Origin of the sequence: Maribacter sp., assembly GCA_020629415.1 — a bacterium.
Classification (GTDB): Bacteria; Bacteroidota; Bacteroidia; order Flavobacteriales; family Flavobacteriaceae; genus Maribacter; species Maribacter huludaoensis.
Map to the genome: position 1 here is coordinate 23,148 of JAHDDL010000030.1, position 20,411 is coordinate 43,558.

The 20,411-nt window shown below is 31.8% G+C and carries 18 protein-coding genes; 15 read left to right on the forward strand and 3 right to left on the reverse strand.

Annotated elements, in window-relative coordinates; genetic code table 11:
- Positions 1-6: 6 nt before the first annotated feature.
- The 11 genes from tagD to purD all read left to right on the forward strand — a co-directional run bounded on the left by tagD (position 7) and on the right by purD (position 13,141).
- The gene (tagD, locus tag QZ657_RS12590) at positions 7-1,368 is read left to right on the forward strand and encodes a glycerol-3-phosphate cytidylyltransferase (protein WP_366934173.1); all 1,362 of its coding nucleotides are present in this window, start codon (positions 7-9) and stop codon (positions 1,366-1,368) included.
- 15 nt (positions 1,369-1,383) lie between these two features.
- On the forward strand, positions 1,384-2,580 hold the full coding sequence (locus tag QZ657_RS12600; RefSeq protein WP_291967275.1) for a CDP-glycerol glycerophosphotransferase family protein: 1,197 nt from the start codon (positions 1,384-1,386) through the stop codon (positions 2,578-2,580).
- A 2-nt stretch (positions 2,581-2,582) separates the two neighbouring features.
- On the forward strand, positions 2,583-3,500 hold the full coding sequence (locus tag QZ657_RS12605) for a ComEC/Rec2 family competence protein (RefSeq protein ID WP_291967277.1): 918 nt from the start codon (positions 2,583-2,585) through the stop codon (positions 3,498-3,500).
- A 4-nt stretch (positions 3,501-3,504) separates the two neighbouring features.
- Complete coding sequence (locus tag QZ657_RS12610) at positions 3,505-4,917, forward strand: oligosaccharide flippase family protein (RefSeq protein WP_291967279.1); 1,413 nt, start codon at positions 3,505-3,507, stop codon at positions 4,915-4,917.
- Between the two features lie 119 nt (positions 4,918-5,036).
- Complete coding sequence (locus tag QZ657_RS12615; protein WP_291967281.1) at positions 5,037-6,092, forward strand: hypothetical protein; 1,056 nt, start codon at positions 5,037-5,039, stop codon at positions 6,090-6,092.
- Complete coding sequence (locus tag QZ657_RS12620) at positions 6,089-6,784, forward strand: glycosyltransferase family 2 protein (protein ID WP_291967283.1); 696 nt, start codon at positions 6,089-6,091, stop codon at positions 6,782-6,784. Before QZ657_RS12615 ends, QZ657_RS12620 begins: the two co-directional genes overlap by 4 nt.
- A complete protein-coding gene (locus QZ657_RS12625; RefSeq protein WP_291967284.1) occupies positions 6,781-8,529 on the forward strand; it encodes an O-antigen ligase family protein in 1,749 nt (582 codons plus the stop codon). The genes QZ657_RS12620 and QZ657_RS12625 overlap by 4 nt, the downstream gene beginning before the upstream one ends.
- Positions 8,526-9,347, forward strand: coding sequence for a glycosyltransferase (locus tag QZ657_RS12630; protein ID WP_291967287.1), 822 nt, complete (start codon positions 8,526-8,528; stop codon positions 9,345-9,347). The genes QZ657_RS12625 and QZ657_RS12630 overlap by 4 nt, the downstream gene beginning before the upstream one ends.
- A gap of 142 nt (positions 9,348-9,489) precedes the next feature.
- On the forward strand, positions 9,490-10,842 hold the full coding sequence (locus tag QZ657_RS12635; protein ID WP_291967289.1) for an exopolysaccharide biosynthesis polyprenyl glycosylphosphotransferase: 1,353 nt from the start codon (positions 9,490-9,492) through the stop codon (positions 10,840-10,842).
- 7 nt (positions 10,843-10,849) lie between these two features.
- Complete coding sequence (locus QZ657_RS12640; RefSeq protein WP_291967290.1) at positions 10,850-11,827, forward strand: UDP-glucuronic acid decarboxylase family protein; 978 nt, start codon at positions 10,850-10,852, stop codon at positions 11,825-11,827.
- A 42-nt stretch (positions 11,828-11,869) separates the two neighbouring features.
- Positions 11,870-13,141 carry a phosphoribosylamine--glycine ligase gene (gene purD / locus QZ657_RS12645; protein ID WP_291967291.1) on the forward strand — a complete coding sequence of 424 codons (1,272 nt, stop codon included), beginning with the start codon at positions 11,870-11,872 and terminating at the stop codon, positions 13,139-13,141.
- A gap of 55 nt (positions 13,142-13,196) precedes the next feature.
- On the opposite strand, the gene QZ657_RS12650 is transcribed toward purD, so the two are convergent.
- Positions 13,197-13,418: a DUF6341 family protein gene (locus QZ657_RS12650; RefSeq protein ID WP_276470531.1), complete on the reverse strand. Its 222-nt coding sequence runs from the start codon at positions 13,416-13,418 to the stop codon at positions 13,197-13,199.
- Between the two features lie 40 nt (positions 13,419-13,458).
- On the opposite strand from QZ657_RS12650, the gene QZ657_RS12655 reads away from it, so the two are divergent.
- From QZ657_RS12655 to QZ657_RS12665, 3 genes are read left to right on the forward strand one after another with little or no spacing between them, the layout of a single operon-like run.
- A complete protein-coding gene (locus tag QZ657_RS12655; protein WP_291967294.1) occupies positions 13,459-14,388 on the forward strand; it encodes a DUF6427 family protein in 930 nt (309 codons plus the stop codon).
- Between the two features lie 39 nt (positions 14,389-14,427).
- Entirely contained in the window at positions 14,428-15,030 is a 603-nt protein-coding gene (locus QZ657_RS12660; protein ID WP_291963290.1) for a DUF4254 domain-containing protein, read from the forward strand.
- Positions 15,017-16,069 carry a glycosyltransferase family 9 protein gene (locus QZ657_RS12665; protein ID WP_366934174.1) on the forward strand — a complete coding sequence of 351 codons (1,053 nt, stop codon included), beginning with the start codon at positions 15,017-15,019 and terminating at the stop codon, positions 16,067-16,069. Before QZ657_RS12660 ends, QZ657_RS12665 begins: the two co-directional genes overlap by 14 nt.
- Here the strand turns inward: QZ657_RS12665 and QZ657_RS12670 are convergent.
- Positions 16,066-16,683 (reverse strand): TetR/AcrR family transcriptional regulator, encoded by a 618-nt coding sequence (locus tag QZ657_RS12670; RefSeq protein WP_276470528.1) that lies wholly within the window; start codon positions 16,681-16,683, stop codon positions 16,066-16,068. The two genes, QZ657_RS12665 and QZ657_RS12670, sit on opposite strands and share 4 nt — an antisense overlap.
- Positions 16,684-16,970: 287 nt before the next feature.
- On the opposite strand from QZ657_RS12670, the gene QZ657_RS12675 reads away from it, so the two are divergent.
- Positions 16,971-19,079, forward strand: coding sequence for a M48 family metalloprotease (locus QZ657_RS12675; RefSeq protein WP_291967296.1), 2,109 nt, complete (start codon positions 16,971-16,973; stop codon positions 19,077-19,079).
- 87 nt (positions 19,080-19,166) lie between these two features.
- Here the strand turns inward: QZ657_RS12675 and arsS are convergent, their stop codons facing one another.
- The gene (arsS, locus tag QZ657_RS12680; protein ID WP_276470526.1) at positions 19,167-20,222 is read right to left on the reverse strand and encodes an arsenosugar biosynthesis radical SAM (seleno)protein ArsS; all 1,056 of its coding nucleotides are present in this window, start codon (positions 20,220-20,222) and stop codon (positions 19,167-19,169) included.
- Between the last annotated feature and the right edge of the window lie 189 nt (positions 20,223-20,411).

The window sequence follows — 20,411 nt, forward strand, 5'->3', positions numbered from 1 at the left end:
TAGAAAATGAAAATATTAATTATAGGTGGCGGAGCATTTGGTACAGCTGTAGGTAGTCAACTGGCGTACAATTCCTTAAATGAAATATATCTTTTTCAAAGATCTTCTTCTAGATATGAAGAACTGATGAAAGAACATACAAACCATACTTATTTTCCAAATAAAAAATTAAACCCAGCTTTAAAATCTGTAATAGATTATAAATACATAAATCAATTTACTGTTATAATGATTGCCTTGCCGACTAAATTTATTGCAGGGGAATTAGAAAAAATAAAACCTTATTTAAAAAAGGATGTATTAATTGTAAACCTATCTAAAGGTATTTTAAATAATAATAAAACTATCGTTGAATTAATTCGAGAAGTTTTATCTGTTGATAACGTAGTATCGTTAAAAGGAGCATCCTTTGCATCTGAAATGATAGATTCAGCACCAACTCTGTTGACTTTAGGTTATGATTACAAGGAGCAGTATAATGTAATAACTAGTATCATAAAGAATACTAACATATATATTGATTATACTACTGATATCAGAGGTGTGGAATTGCTAAGTGCACTTAAAAATATTTACGCAATTTTTCTTGGTTATGTTGATGGTCAATATAACTCAGCGAACACGAGGTTTATGGTGTTAACAAAGTGTTTTGCAGAGATTAAAATTATATTAAAGGGTCTTGGAGGAAGGGAAGAATCCTTGCTTTTAAGTGCAGGGTTTGGAGACTTAGGTTTAACAGCATTAAATGATTTAAGCAGAAATAGAACCTTAGGACTATTAATTGGCAAAGGTTTTTTTAATTCGGACTTTACTAATCATTCAGTCGTATTAGAAGGAATTAAAACATTAAATATGATTGATGAGGCAATGCCAGACTTATTAAAGAAAAGATTGCCCATTTTTATGCGTATGGCAAACTTTTTTATTTCCCCTTCAGAAAATAAAATGGATATAGTTTTTGATGAGTTAATGGAAAACAATTATAAAACTGTTCTTACCTATGGCACGTTTGACCTTTTTCATTATGGGCATGTTGAGATATTAAGAAGAGCAAAATCTTTGGGAGACCGACTTGTTGTAGGTCTTTCTACAGATGAATTTAACTTGTTGAAAGGTAAAAAATGTGAATTTTCTTTTGAAAAAAGAAAAAGAATGCTTGAATCTATAGAGTATGTTGATTTAGTAATTCCTGAAAGTGAATGGGAACAAAAAGTCGATGATGTTACCAAGAATAATGTTGATATTTTTGTGATGGGAGATGATTGGCGGGGAAAATTCGATTTCCTTTCAGAGTATTGTCAGGTGCATTATTTCGAAAGGACTGAAGGCATTTCTACCACAAAGCTTAAGTCCATACTTAAAGATTAATAAATCACCTTCTTAATGTTATCAAATCTTTTTAAATATTTTACTTACATAATTTTTTTACCATTTTGGTATTTGCAATTACTAGTATCAAGAAATAAAAAACTGTGGGTCTTTGGAGCATGGTATGGAGAAAGATTTTCTGACAATAGTATGTATTTGTTCAAACACATTCATGAGAATTATCCTGATATTAGAGCAGTTTGGATTACCACTAATGAAGACATATTTAATTCTAATAAAACTTTAGGTTTTGAAACCTATATGAAATGGAGTCTTAAAGGTTTGTGGTTTTGCTTAAAAGCAAAATTGGTATTCGTTACATCAAGAAAACAAGACGTAAATGAATTTTTTATTAATGGAGCTACTATCGTAAACCTATGGCATGGTAGTCCCTTAAAGAAAATAGGAGCTGATGATAAATACTCCCAAGTAAATGGTTTTTTTTATAGTAAAATAGTTAAAAACATATTTCCTATTTCTTACGAATTTAATTATGATTTTGTTATCTCCAATGCTTCTGTTTTTACAAAAAAAATGGCTACTTCATTTAAAGTCGATATTACTCAAGTATTGGAAACTGGGTGTCCAAGAAACGATGTTTTTTATGAAACAAAGATGGATGTATTTAATATGGATATTCTGAAACGTTTTCCAAATTCCAAATTAGTCTATTACTTACCTACTTTTAGAAACAGTGAAACACCAAAGAATATATTTACCCAACCAGATTTTAATCAAAATTTTATTGAAGATTTCTTAAGAAAAGAGAATATCGTCTTAATTAATAAGGGTCACTTTGTTGAGTCCAAAAAAGGAATGATCATAGCTAATAAAGATTCCAGGATAATACATTTAAAAGATAGTGATACGTCTTCAGATATCAACTATATGCTAAAAGATGCTGATGCTTTAATTACCGATTATTCTAGCGCTTTTTTTGATTTTTTGTTAACCGAAAGACCAATAATTTTCGCTGCTTTTGATTTGAAAGAATATATGTCACAATCAAGGGAGCTTTATTTTGAATATGAGAATGCTATAGCAGGTCCAATGGCAAAAAATTGGAATGAGATTTTGCTTCACTTAAAACATATCTGGGGTGATGATAATAATAACAAGTTGATTAAAGAAAAAAGTGAATTATATAATAAGTATCGTGATGCAAATAATTCTGAAAGAGTGATTAATGCTTTAATGGCTATTTTAAAATAGAAATGAGAAAACAAATTCATTTTCTTATAGTTTTTATATTACTTTTTTTAGGTTGTAATGATGATTCCTCAATTTTGGATATTAAACTATTTTCAGACAGGACTAATGATTTTACTCTCTGGCAACTGGATCAGTATAAAGATGTTTCTCAAATGGGGTATATTATTAAAACCGATGATGATAAGATTATTGTAATTGATGGTGGGGATAGTAACATCTCAGATTTATTATATAATTATATTTTACAACTTGGCGGTACTGTACATTATTGGGTAATTACTCACCCTCATAAAGACCATGCAGGAGCTTTAAATTCTATCCTATCTAAAAATAAAATAGATATAACCATTGAAAATTTTATTCATTCAAGATTAGATTTAGAATTGATCAGAGTTCATGAAAAACTTTCATATTCTTTCGCAAATGAACTCTATACACGTATTGATAAAACAGATATTCACCAGGAATTACCATTGTTTGGCGATGTGTTAAGTTTAGGTAATGGGGTGAATTTAAATGTATTAGGGATTAAAAACCCAAAAATATTAATTAATCATGTTAACAATTCATCTTTGGTTTTTCAAGTTAAAAGTAAAACTAAAAGTGTTTTGTTTACCGGTGATCTTGGCGTTGAGGGAGGTGAAGTTGTTTTAAATAATAATGAATTTACATCTTTACAATCCACTTTTATACAAATGTCTCATCATGGACAGGATGGTGTATCGAAAGAATTTTATACTGCTGTTTCTGCAAATATTGCACTTTGGCCTACGCCTAAATGGTTGTGGGAAAATAATATAGATGCAAAAGGTTATGACAGTGGTCCATGGAAAACATTAATTGTGAAAAGATGGATGAATGAATTAGGCGTGAAACGTAATATAGTTGCAGGTTTAGAAGGAACTATACAAATAGATTAAATTAATGGCAACTGTATCTAAGAATATTTTTTGGCAATCTATAGCTGCATTTCTACAAATATATACAGGGGGTATCATTTTTATTTTGCTTGCTAAAATAATGACCATTGAGGAGTTTGGGGTTTTAAGTTTTGGTTTCTCATTTTCAACATTACTGACAACATGTTTAGATTTTGGTCAGTCTTTAATGATTATGAAAGATTATCCTCAAAAGCTATTTCCAAATAGCGAGTACATCTTAAACTCTCTTGGCCAAAAAATTGTACTTATTGTTTTTTTTTGTGGTCTATTTCTATTGTATTTATATGTGTTTTATACTGGTGAATGGAAAGTTATAGGTCAGTTGTTTGTCTTGTTCGCTGTTGTAAGTGCTTATGTACTTTATTTACAAGCAGTATTGAGAGTTAAGAATAAGTTTAAAGATGCATCATTTTCAATAATTGCCTATGCAATTGTAATTTCATTACTAGTCTTTCTTGTTTATAAGGGTCAACTAACAACAGTTGAATTTATTAAATATATGATTGTTGCAAAGCTATTTCAATTAATAGTTACTTTACTATACTGTAAAGACATTTTTATTAAAAATTGGTTTAATATAAGTATACAAAAACATTTAATAAAATACAGTTGGTCGTATGGTGCACATTTTATTTTTGGCACATTTTATTTTACAGTCGACACTCAAATAATAGCATTATTGCTAAATGCAGAAGATGTTGCGTTGTACCAATCAATATTTAGAATAATATATATATTCCTTATAGTCTCAGACGTGGCGTCTAACGTGCTTTTGCCGTACCTTTCATCTAAATATGCTAACGATCAATCTATTGATGAATTATCTGGTAATATACTTTACTTATTACTTGTATTAGGTAGTTCTCTGTTTTTGTTTTTTACATTTTTTTATAGGGAAATAATAAATATTTTATACACTGCTGAATATATAGAAGCTTATCCTTTAGTTTTACCTTTAAGCATAGTAATATTATTACGTACAAGTGCGTCTATATATGGAACGTTGCTTACAATATCAAATAATCAAGTAAATAGGGTGAAAGTGGTTTTTTTAAGTATGGTGGCAAGTATTGCCTTTAATTTAATAATAATACCGTATTATGGAATTGTTGGGTCTGCTTGGACAAGTGTTATCGTTCATTTATTATTATTTTTTGGCTATCAATGGTATTCTAAAATAGAATTTTCAAAAATCAATATTATTACGGTTTCAAATGTAACTGTACTCTTTATAGCATTTGTGTTTGCAGTATTAGACAAACTGATAAATTTTCACAATTTTTATTTGAGTATTTTTATGTTTATTCTTTGGGGAATTTTAATTGCCTTTTTAATGAAACATCATCAAAAACTCACTATTCTAAACAAAATACTCAAAGATAAGGGTATTGTATAATTAAATTTTAGATGTATAGATTATTACGTAATCCATTATATATTTATTTGATAGGATTTGCATTTTCATTTCTAGTTTACATGCTAGATTGGAGTGCGTTGTACCCGAAGATTTCTATAATGATGGTAGTTTTCTTTTCTATTACGTTTATTTTTTTTGGTTTTTTTGGTTTCATGGTAGACTATCTAAAATTGGTTCGCAAAACATTCTCAAAAACCAAAACGGAGCTTATTAATCGGTGTGCTTTTATTCTGCTGTTTTTTTATTTAATAGAATTTGTTGTTGAAGGTGGTATTCCTTTGCTATCTAAATTATTAAACCAAACAGGCGTTCATTATTTAGAATTTGGTATACCAATATTACACGGTATTTTAATTTCTTTTAATTCTTTTCTTATAGTACACACTTTCTCGACTTATTTATCAACTAAAGATAAAAAGCTTTTAAAATTATATTTTCTATTATACATACCTGCGTTGTTATTTTTAAGTAGAAGTATATTAATGTTAGGTCTTCTGTCTTCTATTTTCATATATATACATTACTCAAATAATTTAAAGTTTAAAAATCAAATTAAACTGTTGTTTTTATGTACAGGAGCACTTTATTTGTTTGGGGTACTTGGTAACCTTAGATCAGGAGGCGATTATATCTATGATCAAAGTATGGCTAATGAAGACTTCATGGAATCATCAATTCCTAAAGAATTTTATTGGACGTACTTGTATGTAGCATCGCCACTTGCAAATTTTCAAAATACTGTTGATAAGACAAGTGATGTGGATAAAGACTTTGTTGGATTTATTTTCTATGAAAATCTCCCACAAATAATATCTAAGAACTTGGGAGGACCTTTTAATATTGTTCAAAGAGATTTGAAAAGGCTTATACCTTGGTTAACCGTAGGTACAACCTATGCAAAATCTATTTCATATTTAGGTTGGCTTGGACCTTATTTACTCTTTATATTTAATCTGTCAATATATTTAGTGATACTATTGTTATTAGTACCTAAGAACAGTAGTTATCATATAACAACCTTGTCGATACTTTCGGTTATAATATTGTTAAACATCTTTTCCAATATGTTAGTTGTCACAGGAATATCATTTCAACTTGCTTATTGCGTTATTTTCGCTTTTTTTGAGAACAAAAAAATTGTCATAAAATCATGATGATATCTGTATGTATGGCTGTTTTTAACGGCGAAGATTTTATAAGAAAACAATTAGATTCCATAGTTTCTCAACTTAAAGAGAATGATGAATTGATTATTTCTGATGATGGGTCAACGGATAAAACTTTGGACATAATCAAAAGTTTTAATGATAATAGAATTAAGCTATTTTATTCAGGAAAGAGAAGCATTATAATGAATTTTGAGAATGCTTTGTGCAAAGCTAAAGGTGATGTTATCTTTCTTGCCGATCAAGATGATATCTGGTACCCTAACAAAATTACTGAAACCTTATTATACCTTGAAAAATATGATTTGGTTTTTTCAAATGCTTCTGTTTTTAAAGAAGATATATTAGAAACCACACTGCTTTACAGTGGGAATAAGAATAGGACAGGGTTAATTCGTAATCTTATTAAGAATAATTACATAGGGGCCACAATGGCCTTTAAAAGTGCAATATTAGAGAAGGCACTTCCTTTTCCATCTCAAATTTATATGCATGATGCTTGGATTTCGTCGATAGCAGAAATTACGGGAAAAACTTTTTTCATTAATAAGCCACTTATTTATTATCGAAGACATGGCAATAATGCATCTGAAACTGGATCTAAAAGCACTAATTCATTATTTAGGAAATTAAAAATTCGGTATAACTTGGCAAAAAGTTTATTGCAAAGACTTTTATGATTTTAAAACGAAATAATATAACTTTTATAATTTTACTAATAACCACAATTATAACAGGTGTACTGCTACAGTTATTATTAGTTTTAGATATTAAGAATGCGATAAAGTCTAACATAGTAGAGGTTGAATTTTATTTCTCTCGCAACGTAGAATTCCAGTCTGCTTTGTACTATTCATTTACAGATAAATTTAATAAAGAAAATAAAGTTGAAGTTGATAGAAGCGTAGGTGGTATTGTAATATTCAAGATTCCCCAATCCAATAAATTACTAACTAATTTTAGGCTAGATTTTGGAAACAAACCAGAAACTCCTTTATTGGAAATAGATAGTATGCAAATAAAGTACGGGAATTCTTTTTTAAAGCTAAAACAAAAGCAATTATTTGAACATATTTTTACCAATAGTGCTTCTGTAAGATTAAATAAAGGGGAGAATAGCATAACTATGATGGCTAATATAGAACCGTATGACCCGTATATAGTCTTTGATCCATTCGTTAAAGTAATATTGGATAACCACCCTTTAAGGCTTCCAGCGTTGTTATTACCATTCTTAGTATTTATCGGCTTACAAATAAAGAGTTGGTATATTAAGTTTAAGCCAAGTCCGTTAGATATATTGTTGCTGTTATTTATAATTTGCATTCCTTTGAAAATTGCATGGACAACCTTTTTGTCTATATTAATTTGTGCTTATGCAATCTTTTTAAGCACACGCGACAGAAAATTCAAAATGAAAAATCTTGAAGGTTTACTTTTAATAACACTATTTCTTCTTACCCTTATAATGGGAAGACCAACCGAGTTAAAGGTAATTGACAATCAATTAGCTTTATTGTTATTTGCAACTGTAACTTGTAGTGATATTGTCAATGGACGAAAATTATCTAGTATTTATGTCTATTTTTTTCTGATTTTAAATGCTTTATTTGTTACAGCAGGCTTGTCGTTTTTACTCAATTTTAGTTCTGTTTTTGGGTTAAGTATTGGTGAGTATTTTAATGAGATAAAGATTTACAGTGGTAATATTCGAAATTGGATTTATTATGATCATGCCGTCTTCTTAACTTTCTTTGGTATTGTAGGATTACTGCCACTAAAATATGGGGGAGTTGTTAAAAATCAAAAAACAGGTATCGTCATTGCTTATCATTTATTGCTACTGGGTACCATCATTCTTTTTGGTGCTAGAATATCGTTATTGGTTTATCTTATTTTTTTAATAAATATTCTTATAATAGTAAGTTTAAAGTGGCGAATTGTTTTTAATGTTTCTGCTTTTATAATTACTGCAATATTATTGTTTTCCTTTATTGATTGTTTTGATAGCAGTAGATTTAATTTGTGGGTCGTAAGTTGGGAAGCAATTAAAGACAAACCTCTATTTGGCTATGGCCTCGGTAGTTCTGATAATATTCTCCATACTCCGAAATTTCTGCAGGAAGGAAGGGCAGTAATACCTAAACCTTTAAATCATGCTCATAATCAGTTTGTTACTTTTTTGACTGAAATTGGTTTTATAGGTTTTATGTTATTAATTATAACTATTGGTATTTATTTGAGACGTATGGCTCAAAATAGAATGATGACGATGGTTTTATTTATATTTGGTCTTTGTTATGTATTTTTAACTGAGTCCATATTACAAACTTCAAAACCATTGTTTGTGTTATGTTTTTTATTTATACTCTTGACTAACATGCAAGCAAATGAGATTACTAATGAATTTGACAAAAACCCATGACCTATAATTTAACGGTATCTGTTGTATTATTTAATACAGATGAAGAGGAAATTTTAAATATTTCTGAGACCATACTGAGGTCAAATCTTAAAACTAAATTATTTTTTATTGATAATTCACCAACCAATAAACTAAAGTTGGTAATTAAAAAAGACGATCAAATAGAATATATACATTCGGGTAAAAATGTAGGATTTGGATCAGGTCATAATATGGCAATTAAATGTGCCAAAGATATAGCAGAATTTCATTTAGTTTTAAATGCCGATGTAAATTTTGATGTCAATATTCTTAATACTATGTATGATTTTATGGTTAAAAATCAAAATGTAGGACTTTTGGCACCAAAGATTCTTAACCCTGATGGTTCTATTCAGTATTCGGCTAAATTACTACCCTCTCCCGCAAATCTTATTGTTCGTAGGTTTATACCATCAAAATCTTTAAAAGAAAAAATGGATTATAATTATGAATTGCATTTTTCTAATTTTGATCGTATCATAGAAGTTCCCTACGTTATGGGTTGCTTTATGTTCATAAACACCAAAGTTTTTAAAGAAGTAAATGGTTTTGATGAACGTTTTTTCATGTATCCTGAAGATATTGATTTAACCAGAAGAATTCATAAGTATTTTAAGACATTATATTATCCAGAGGTTACTATAGTACATCAGCACGGCAGGGGTTCTTATAAAAGTAATAAACTTCTATATTATCATATTACTTCAATGATTAAGTATTTTAATAAATGGGGTTGGTTTTTTGATAAGGACAGAAAAGAAATTAATAAGAAGGTATTAAAGCAATTTAGAAACTAGTTTTATAAGATTTCAATAATTCTGTAATGTCAAAAAGAGTTTAAGTAAGGTTTTAAGACTAGAATAATCTAATTTGCACAGCTAGAAATAATTAAATGTAACTTGACCTGTTTTAAGGTCATTTAATGCTAAATCTACAGATTTGAAGTATAAAAAAGGAAGATGGTCTAAATTTATTAAACCTTTAATGTCTCTGGTTGATTTGGCTATACTTATTTATGGAGTATCGCTTTTTGAGATTTACTTAGTTAATCAATATTTGTTTATTGGATACGTTACACTTTCGTGGATAATTATAGCCGTCAAGAATGGGTTTTATGAAGTTGAACGTCAAACTCGTTTAATACAACTTTTTTCACTGTTATTTAAGCAGGTCTTAATGTTTATTGTTGTCTTGTATGCATTTATAGGATTTTTTAAGCAACCGCATGTTGGTAGAATAGCTTTAGCATCTTATGTTGTTTATGTAACTGTAGTGGTTTTCTTTTTTAAATATTTAAGCTTTTTCCTTTTAAAAAAGTTCAGGGTTTTATTAAAGGGTAACGGAAGAAGTGTTATTGTAATTGGGGACAACGCAAAAACAAGACAGCTCATAAAGATTTTTCAAACAAAGTTGGACTATGGTTTAAATTTTAAAGAAAAATTCTCTGTCAGAGATAAGAATTTTTCTCTGATGAAATGTTTAGAGTATGTAGTTGAAAATAATATTGATGAAATTTATTTCTCTGTTGCCGAATTATCCAATGATCAAATAACACATCTTGTTAATTTCGCAGAGAATAACCTACGAACACTTAAATTTATTCCTGACAACAAGGATATTTTTGCTAGAAACCTGAAATACGAATACTACGACTATATTCCAATTCTTTCGTTGAGAAAGATTGCCTTACATGATTCAATAAATGCATTCATAAAAAGGACTTTCGATATTATTTTTTCTTCAATTGTTATTTTATTGGTTTTATCCTGGCTTACACCTTTAATGGCTATATTGATTAAATTAGAGTCTAAAGGACCTACGTTGTTTCTGCAAAAAAGACATGGTCTTGATAATCGTGAGTTTTATTGTTTTAAATATCGGTCGATGGCAGTTAATCGTGGTAATGATGCTCTGCATGTTACAAAAAATGATATGCGAGTTACCAGGATAGGTAGGTTCATTAGGAAAACAAGCTTAGATGAAATGCCACAGTTTTATAATGTTTTCTTTGGCCAAATGTCTGTTGTGGGTCCAAGACCGCATATGGTTTCGTTATCTGAGGTATACATGAAAAAAGCAAATAGATATATGTTAAGACATAGTGTAAAGCCCGGAATTACCGGTTTAGCCCAGGTAAGTGGTTTTAGAGGGGAGATAGAAGCAGATACGGATATAATCAATAGAGTAAAATATGATATTTTTTACTTAGAAAATTGGTCTTTATTGTTGGATTTGGGTATTATTATCCAAACGGTTACCAACTTATTTAAAGGAGAAGAAAAAGCGTACTAGAATTATTATGAAAAAAATACTAATTACAGGTGCTGCCGGCTTTTTAGGCTCTCACCTATGCGATCGTTTTATCGCTGAAGGCTTTCATGTTATAGGAATGGACAATCTTATTACAGGAGATTTAAAGAATATTGCCCATCTTTTTCCATTAGAACATTTTGAGTTTCATCATCACGATGTTTCAACATTTGTTCATTTAGAAGGGAAACTTGATTATATTCTTCACTTTGCATCACCTGCAAGTCCAATAGATTATTTGAAGATTCCGATTGAAACTCTAAAAGTGGGTTCTCTGGGGACATTAAACTTACTTGGGCTCGCTAAAGAGAAAGACGCTAGAATTTTGGTGGCATCGACTTCCGAAGTTTATGGAGACCCTTTAGTTCATCCTCAAAACGAGGAGTATTACGGTAATGTTAGCCCAATAGGACCACGTGGAGTTTATGATGAAGCAAAACGCTTCATGGAGGCCATTACAATGGCTTATCATAGACATCATGGACTAGATACTCGTATTGTTCGCATATTTAATACCTATGGGTCTAGAATGCGTTTAAACGATGGTAGAGTGGTTCCAGCATTTATGGGTCAAGCGTTACGTGGAGAAGATTTAACGGTTTTTGGAGATGGTTCTCAAAGTCGTTCATTTTGCTATATTGATGACCAAGTGGAAGGAATATACCGATTGTTATTGAGTGATTATACAGATCCCATTAATATTGGAAACCCGCACGAAACTACCATTAAAGAATTCGCCGAAGAGATTATAGCGTTGACAGGAACTAAACAAAAGGTAATTTACAAGCCGTTACCGAAAGATGATCCTACCCAACGTCAGCCTGATATTACCAAAGCGAAAGAAATTTTGGGATGGGAACCTAAAGTTCATCGAGCAGAAGGTTTAAAAATCGTATACGATTATTTCAAATCCTTGTCTCCAGAGGATTTACAAAAGAAGGAGCATAGAGATTTCTCTACAAAATAATTTATATAAAGGGCAAACATTACGTTTGCAAAAATTGAAAAAATGAACATTTTAATTCTAGGATCCGGAGGTCGCGAGCATACTTTTGCTTGGAAATTGGCTCAAAGTAATAAATTATCTCAACTGTTTGTTGCACCGGGAAATGCCGGTACGGAAGAAATCGCAACTAATGTACCAATTGGTGTAAATGATTTTGAAGCCATTAAAACATTGGTTCTAAAGGAGAATATTGAACTGGTCATGGTAGGACCAGAAGATCCTTTGGTTAATGGAATTCATGATTTCTTTTTGCAAGATGCTGAGCTGAAAAATGTATCAGTTATAGGTCCGGAGAAATTAGCAGCAACACTAGAAGGCAGTAAAGAATTTGCTAAGGAATTTATGATGCGCCATCAAATTCCTACCGCTCAGTATAAAAGTTTCACATCTGAAACTGTGGAGGAAGGCTTCAAGTTTTTGGAAGAACTGAACCCTCCGTTTGTTTTAAAAGCCGATGGTTTGGCTGCCGGTAAGGGTGTGGTTATATTAAATGACCTTAATGATGCCAAAATTGAACTTAAATCAATGTTGGTAGATAAAAAGTTCGGTACGGCTAGTTCCACCGTTGTTATTGAAGAATTTTTAGATGGTATTGAACTCAGTGTTTTTGTACTGACCGATGGAGATAGCTATAAAGTACTACCAACGGCTAAAGATTACAAAAGAATTGGAGAAGGGGATACCGGACTCAATACTGGCGGAATGGGCGCTATTTCACCCGTACCTTTTGCTGATAAAGCTTTTATGGACAAAATAGAACAGAGAATTGTAAAACCTACGGTAGAAGGGCTTAAAAAGGACAATATGCCTTATAAGGGTTTTATTTTTATCGGGCTTATTAAGGTTGGTGATGATCCAAAGGTCATTGAGTATAATGTTAGAATGGGTGATCCTGAGACCGAAGTTGTTTTACCACGTATTCAAAATGATATGGTAGAATTACTGCAAGCTGTAGCTAGTCAAAAATTATCTGAAATAGAATTAAAATTAGATGATAGAACTGCTACCACCGTAATGACCGTTTCTGGTGGTTATCCTGGGTCTTATGAAAAAGGAAAAGAAATCACTGGTATAGATGCAATTGATGAATCTTTAGTTTTTCACGCAGGTACAACGCTTAAAGATGGTAAAGTGGTTACTAACGGAGGTAGGGTAATGGCAATTACTTCTTTTGGAGATAACTTTAAAACGGCGTTATCTAAATCGTATGAAAATGTAGAAAAACTTTCCTTTGAAGGAATGAACTATAGAAAAGATCTTGGTTTCGATCTTTAGACGTTAATCATTTATCGGTTTCTAATTTAGAAACCGATAAAGATTTAATTTAAATTTATAAGTATGAGTGAGAAGTACTTGATGTATCTTCATCCCCTTTATCATTATACTTCTTTAATTCAAGCATCCAATAAACAAAAGCAACCGAACCGATCAACATAAATATCCAGTTTAAGATATTTGATAATGCCCAGCTATCTGTAAAACGCAAAAAATCTAACGGTGCAAATAGTACATTTACGAACAAATCTGCGATACCTTCAAAAAATGATTTCATCTTATTACTATATTTACCAGCAAAAATATAAAAAGCTTAGATGATTTCAAGCATTTTTGAGAAAACAAAACCGGTGAATTTCATTATTCTTCTGGTTTTTTTGTTTCTTTTCTATTGGTCGGTTCAATTTTACTTACTTGATACTGCATTGAGCGAGGTAGAAATTGCGAAGTCGGGAGCTATTTTGACTACTCTTTTATTTAGTGTTTTTATTGTTGATTTCATTGTAAAACGTAATAAACTCACAGGAACAAATTCATTTGCCATCTTATTTTTTACGCTGCTATTTGTGGTTTTTCCTTATACTTTAGGAGATAATAATGCCATTTTTACTAGCTTTTTTCTTCTTTTGGCAATGAGGCGACTTTTGAGTATCAAATCATTAAAAAATATTAAACTTAAAATTTTTGATGCCGGACTTTGGATCTGTATTTCAAGTATTTTTTATGAATGGGCCTTATTGTATTTATTGGTAGTTTTCGCAGCAATTTATATTTATGACCCAGAAAACAAAAAAAATTGGTTGGTACTCCTATCCGTAGGTTTTTGTTTTTTTATGATACTCTACGGTATTTTAATATTGCTTGGTAAGCCAGAATTTATTGGAAACCATTATGATTTTGCTATTGATTATAACGCAATATTTCCTATAAAAATTTGGACAAGTCTGAAAATGACATTGTATGCTTTGTTCAATATGGCATTGGCATTTTCTGGCTTTATTAATCTTAGTAAGTCTGGGGTGGGTAAAGTGATAACCTTACGTTTAATAGCATTTTCATTCGTAATAGGGTTAATTGTAAATATACTCGTGACTTCTGAAAATAACAATGCCGTTATTATTACTTTTTTTCCTTCTGTCATCTTTATAGTCAACTACTTAGAATCCATTAAAAAGCCAAAGTTGCTGGAGTTGCTATTAATTGCCGGCATTATGGTACCTATTATAGTTTTTGTAACTAAACTATAGGTTACAGCATTAAACTTTATCTTTGTAAAAAAGTTATTTATGTTTAGCGAATTCGCATTCAATATATTTAATACCAGTATAGAAAAGTACCACATCAAGGACGATGTATATCAGAGTTTTGTCAATCCTTATGACAAAGAGGATATTGAACATTTGCTATATAGAAAGAACTGGATAGATACGGTACAATGGCATTATGAGGATATTATTAGAAATCCGGATATTAATCCTGATGATGCATTGGTACTGAAACGTAAAATTGATGCCAGTAATCAGGACAGAACGGACTTGGTAGAGTTTATTGACAGTTACTTCCTTAATAAATACCGATCGGTAGAAGTTAAGGCCAATGCGACCATAAATACAGAAAGCCCTGCTTGGGCCATTGACCGTTTATCAATTTTGGCATTGAAAATTTATCATATGGCCGAAGAGGCCACAAGGGCAGATGCTACTTTGGAACATAGGGAAAAATGCCAAGCCAAATTAGAGGTTTTACTAGAACAGAAAAATGACCTTTCACTGGCTATAGATCAATTACTGTCAGATATTGAAAGCGGTGTAAAGTATATGAAGGTGTACAAGCAAATGAAGATGTACAATGATGAGGAACTAAATCCCATCCTTCGTGGCAGTAAATAAGAACAAGCATATTTTGGTCATAAGGTTGTCCGCAATGGGCGATGTTGCTATGAGCGTTCCCGTTATTCTTGGTATCGTTGAAAAATATCCTACAGTATGCATTACTGTTTTAACAAAAGCCTTTACGGCACCTATTTTTGCACATATACCTAATGTAAAGGTTTTTAAAGCCGATGTAAAAGGAAAGCATAAGGGTGTTTTGGGACTTTGGAAATTATACAAGGAATTAAAAACTTTGCAGATTGATGTTGTAGCAGATATCCATAACGTATTACGAAGTACAATTTTAAAACAGTATTTTAAACTCTCTTCAATTCCTTTTATTCAAGTTGATAAGGGTAGGGCCGCTAAGAAAGCACTTGTTGATCCAAATAGAACAACGCTTACTCCATTGAAAACCACTTTTGAGCGTTATGCAGAGGTTTTTGGTAAGTTAGGATACCCTATTGCCGTTTCAGAGATGAAAACCTTGCCCAAAGAGCCCATTCCTGATCATGTATCAAGTTTTAAAGAAATTAACGGTCAATTAGTAATAGGTATAGCTCCTTTTGCAGCTTTTAACGGAAAAATGTATCCGCAAGCGTTAATGGAAGAGGTTTTAAACATATTAAACTCTTCCAATAACTATAAAATTATATTGTTTGGTGGTGGAGAAAAAGAAATAGAAGTGCTGAATACATGGGATCAGCAATTCAGCAATTGCCAAAATGTTGCAGGAAAGTTATCTTTTTCAGATGAACTTAAACTAATTTCTAATCTTCAGTTAATGTTGGCAATGGATAGTGGCAATGCCCATTTAGCTGCCATGTATGGTGTGCCAACCGTAACAGTTTGGGGAGTTACGCATCCGTATGCCGGTTTTGCACCTTTTAATCAGCCAGAGAAAAATGCTATTTTATCCAACAGGGAAAAATTTCCTGCAATACCAACTTCTATCTATGGAAACAAGTACCCAGATGGTTATGAGAAGGTCATGGAGACTATTCAGCCTATGACAATCGTTCAGAAAATAAAGGAAATTTTAGGTACTACGGTTTAAAAATTAACGGGCTTTGCTTCTATACTTTTAAAGTATTGACGTAGTTGGGACATAAATCTATATTTTTTGGCAGATGGCGCCTCACTGGTCATTAATGTTCTAACACCAAAATAAGAGCTCATTAAAAAAGTAGCAGCAGCTTCGCAATCAACATGACGGTCCAAATAGCCATTGAATTTTCCTTTTTGTAATGTTGTTACCAGGTTAACTTCCCAGACTGTAACAATTTCGTTTAGGTGGCGCATAATTACATCGTTCTTTCCGTTGAATTCTGTCAAGAAATTGCTTAAAATACAACCATAATCCATTTCATTATGTACAGCAGTTTCCATAGCGTCATCAAAACATTTTGTTATTAATGATAGCGGATTATCATGCCCTTCAATTGGTTCTATTAAAGTGCTATAAATTTTACGTGCAAGTAAATTTTGAATGATCTGGATAAAATAGTCTTCTTTTGAATCAAAATGATAGTAAAAAGCACCTTTAGAGAGGTCTAGTTTTTTTAAAATATCGTCTACACTGGTGTTATAATACCCTTGTGCATAAAATAACTCTAATCCGGTATTCTGTAAACGTTGCATGGTTGCCATGCGCTTAAGGCTCTTGTTCATACTATTTAGATTTGGGTAAATCCGACCATATGGTCTTTTTATAGAACAGTTTACATCTAAAGTTTATTTATAAAATTGGATAAAGTGTATTGTTTTTTCGTTGAACTTCCAAAAATCTGTCAAAGAGCCACTATTTCAATAGTAAAACAAACTATTGGGTTGGTATACAAATCATTGCAAATCTTAAATAGCGTCTTTTTACCCTGGTAATATTTCTGGAATAGGATTAAAATAAATCTCGTTTATAAAAGTTTAAGGTTAGTACCAAAACCAAAAACCAACCATAAATGACCAACCAATTCTATCCTACCAGTCCTTTGGAAATTCCCAAAAAATTAACTGGTTTAACGAGCAGTTATCAATTAAAATCGTTTTTGGCCATTCTAGCCATTGTTTTGTTTTTTGCTTTATATGCAGCCATGGTAGTAGCCTTGGGCTATTTACTTTATTATGCCGTAATCTATGATATGGGGCGTATTAACAAGTTTACCATTATACTTAAGGTAGGTGCCATTGCCGGTGCAGCAATGCTTTTTGTTTTTACACTGAAGTTTATATTTAAACTCAAGAACCATAAGCCCGATAACCGAATTAAGCTGGTTAAAGAAAAGAATAAATTATTATGGAGTTTTATTGATCAGATTTGTAAGGAAACGGGCGCACCAAAACCTAAAGCCATTTATATGGATCCAGATGTAAACGCCTACGTTTCATATAGCAATATGTGGTTAAGTTTATTTCTGCCAATAAAAAAAGAACTGACCATTGGTATGGGTCTCACGGATTGCCTTAACCTTTCTGAATTTAAAGCTGTAATTAGTCATGAATTCGGTCATTTTGCACAGCGTAGCATGAAAATAGGTAGTTATATTATTTCTGCCAACACCATTATTCATGATATGATTTTTGAAAGGGATAAGTGGGATGATGCGCTTGATCAATGGCGTGCGTCTGATATTAGGTTATCTGCTGCGGCTTGGGTAATTACACCAATGATATGGGTTATAAGACAAATACTTAATTTGTTTTATCAATTTTTAAATTTAATGTATTCTTCATTGTCAAGAGAAATGGAATTTAATGCCGATAAAGTTGCCGTTAAAACTTCGGGTAGTGATGCTATTATTTCTGCTCTTTGGAAATTGGATGGCGGTTCAGAAGCATGGGGCACAACCGTGAACAATGGTATTTTGGCAGGCAAAAAGAACATTTTCGTGAAAAACTTGTATACTAATAATGCTTTGGCCAATAAAAGAAACGCTGTAGGGCAGACTAAAGCTCTTGCAGAATTGCCTAATGATATTAGGGGTGGCAAGAAGTATTTTTCTGCATCGGAACATTCTAAAGTTGGTATGTATACCAGTCACCCACCAAATGACAAACGTGAAAACAGTGCTAAATCACCTTACGTTTTTTGCGAAATTGATGAAAGATCTCCTTGGTTACTATTTGAGAATAGAGAAGAAATTCAGATGGAAATGACGTTGTTGCTGTATAAAATGTATTTAAACCAAGTTCCAAAGGAATGGCAACCGTCCGATGTTTTAGAAGAGTTTATAAAATCGGAATCTCAAGGCGCAGAATTGTCAAAAGAATATGAGAATACATTTTCTAACAGGTTTTTTCAAATTCCCAACGCAGAAAAATTATCGGCTTCAATGCTAAAGATCGGTATGCCAACAAAGTCGGTTTTAACTGGATTAAAGTCAGAATTAAAAGAATTAATGGAACCAATTAATGAAATAGAGACTTTAATTGTCAAGGCTCAAAGCATTGCTCAAGGAACAACAAAAGAAAAGACCTTTTCTTTTAAAGGGGTAGAGTATAACAAGAAAACATTAGAGAATGGGTATAATTTTTTGCTAAACAAAAGGGAAGAGCATTTTAACCAAAGTTTTGAAAATTGGGATTATTCTTTCTGTGCATTTTTCATTTTGTTGGCTAGAACGGATGGTAAAGAACAGCAATTGCAACGACTTTATAAGCAGCATGAAACACTCTCTTTTTTCTATAGAAGTATGACCGCAACCAAGAATACAATTTATAATCGTGTTATGGAGGTTCAGAATATGGCGGAAGTAACAAAAGAACATATTCATTCTTTAACTGCCAGCGTAAAAAAATCTTTTGATTCTTTGAACGAAGAGCTTAATAATTTGGACAATTTAGAGTTTGTAAAAATGCCAAATATTGAATCTATTCAGGAGTTAAAAGAGGCGTTGGTAGAAAACGCAGAGCTAAAAAAAGAACATGGGTTAATTTTTGAAAATGGAGGATTCAATAAGATGATGCAGCAGCTGGAAACTGCTATTTATAATTGTCAAAGAATAGACCAAAAAAGTATCAGTTGTATTTTACTTTTTCATAAAGATTTGGAATTGTTATTGGAAGAGTAGAAGTATACTAAATTTAATAACTAAAAAAACACCAAACTGATCTTACCAGTTTGGTGTTTTCTGTTTATTTGAACCTAATTTCTAAGTTTACGCAACGGTACCTTGGCAGCTACTACCGGCACCCGCTGTACAGCCATAGCAATGTTGTGATATTATAATGTTTCTATCGTTTAAGATATCTTCATTATAATCTTTTATATGCTTTACCTTACTGGCTACTTTTAAATCTAACATTTGGTTAAAGTCACAATCGTACAACCAACCGTCCCAGCTAATGGAAATGGTATTGGTGCACATCACATTTGCCACAGCAGACGGATTGTATGCTTCTACCAATGCATACATGTAATCTTCATAATTTTCTGATGCGATCAAATAATCCAAGAAACGTGCAATGGGTAAATTGGTAATGGCAAATAGGTTGTGAAAGTCAATATTAAAATCTTCTTTAAGCGCTTTTTTGAAATCTTTTTCCATAGCAGCTTGATCTCCTGGTAAATATGCGCCAGACGGATTGTAGACTAAATCTAATTTTAGATCACTGCCAGGCATGCCATAACCCCTTTCGTTCAATTCTTGCAATGCTTTTATCGATTTGTCAAAAACACCGTCACCTCTTTGTTTATCCGTTTTTCCACGGGTATAGTGGGGCATAGAGGATATTACATGCACGTTGTGCTTTTTAAAGAAATCTGGTAGGTGATAATATTTCTTGTTAGCCCTAATTATTGTCAAGTTTGAACGAACAATAAAATCTTTAATACCGGCTTTAGCAGCTTCTTCTACGAACCACTCAAAATCAGGATTCATTTCTGGTGCACCACCAGTTAGATCTAAGGTGTGTGCTCCAGTATTTTTGATGACCTCTAAACATTGCTGCATGGTTTCACGGGTCATGATTTCTTTACGATCTGGACCAGCATCTACATGACAGTGCTCACAGACTTGGTTGCACATATAGCCTACGTTAATCTGTAGGATCTCAAGTTTCTTGGGGCGTAATGGAAAATGCCCAATATCAGCAATTTTGTCTTTAAAATAAGGAAGCTCTCCATCAGCAAATATGCCTCCGTTCAATATTTCTAACTGCTTGTTGGAAACTGCTAAATCGTTTCCTTTTGCTTTTAATGATTTTGTAGCCATTTTTTAGTTGTTCGTTGTTCGTTGTTCGTTGTTGGCATTTTGTAAATGCTTCTAACTTTAACATGACAACAATTAATTTCTCATTCTTAACCGTGGATATTCATAATGAATATTCAATTTGCGCTTTTTTTTAAACTTGCTTTAATTTCAATGTAGTGATTGTTGAAAAAAGGATGCGACGAACAACCA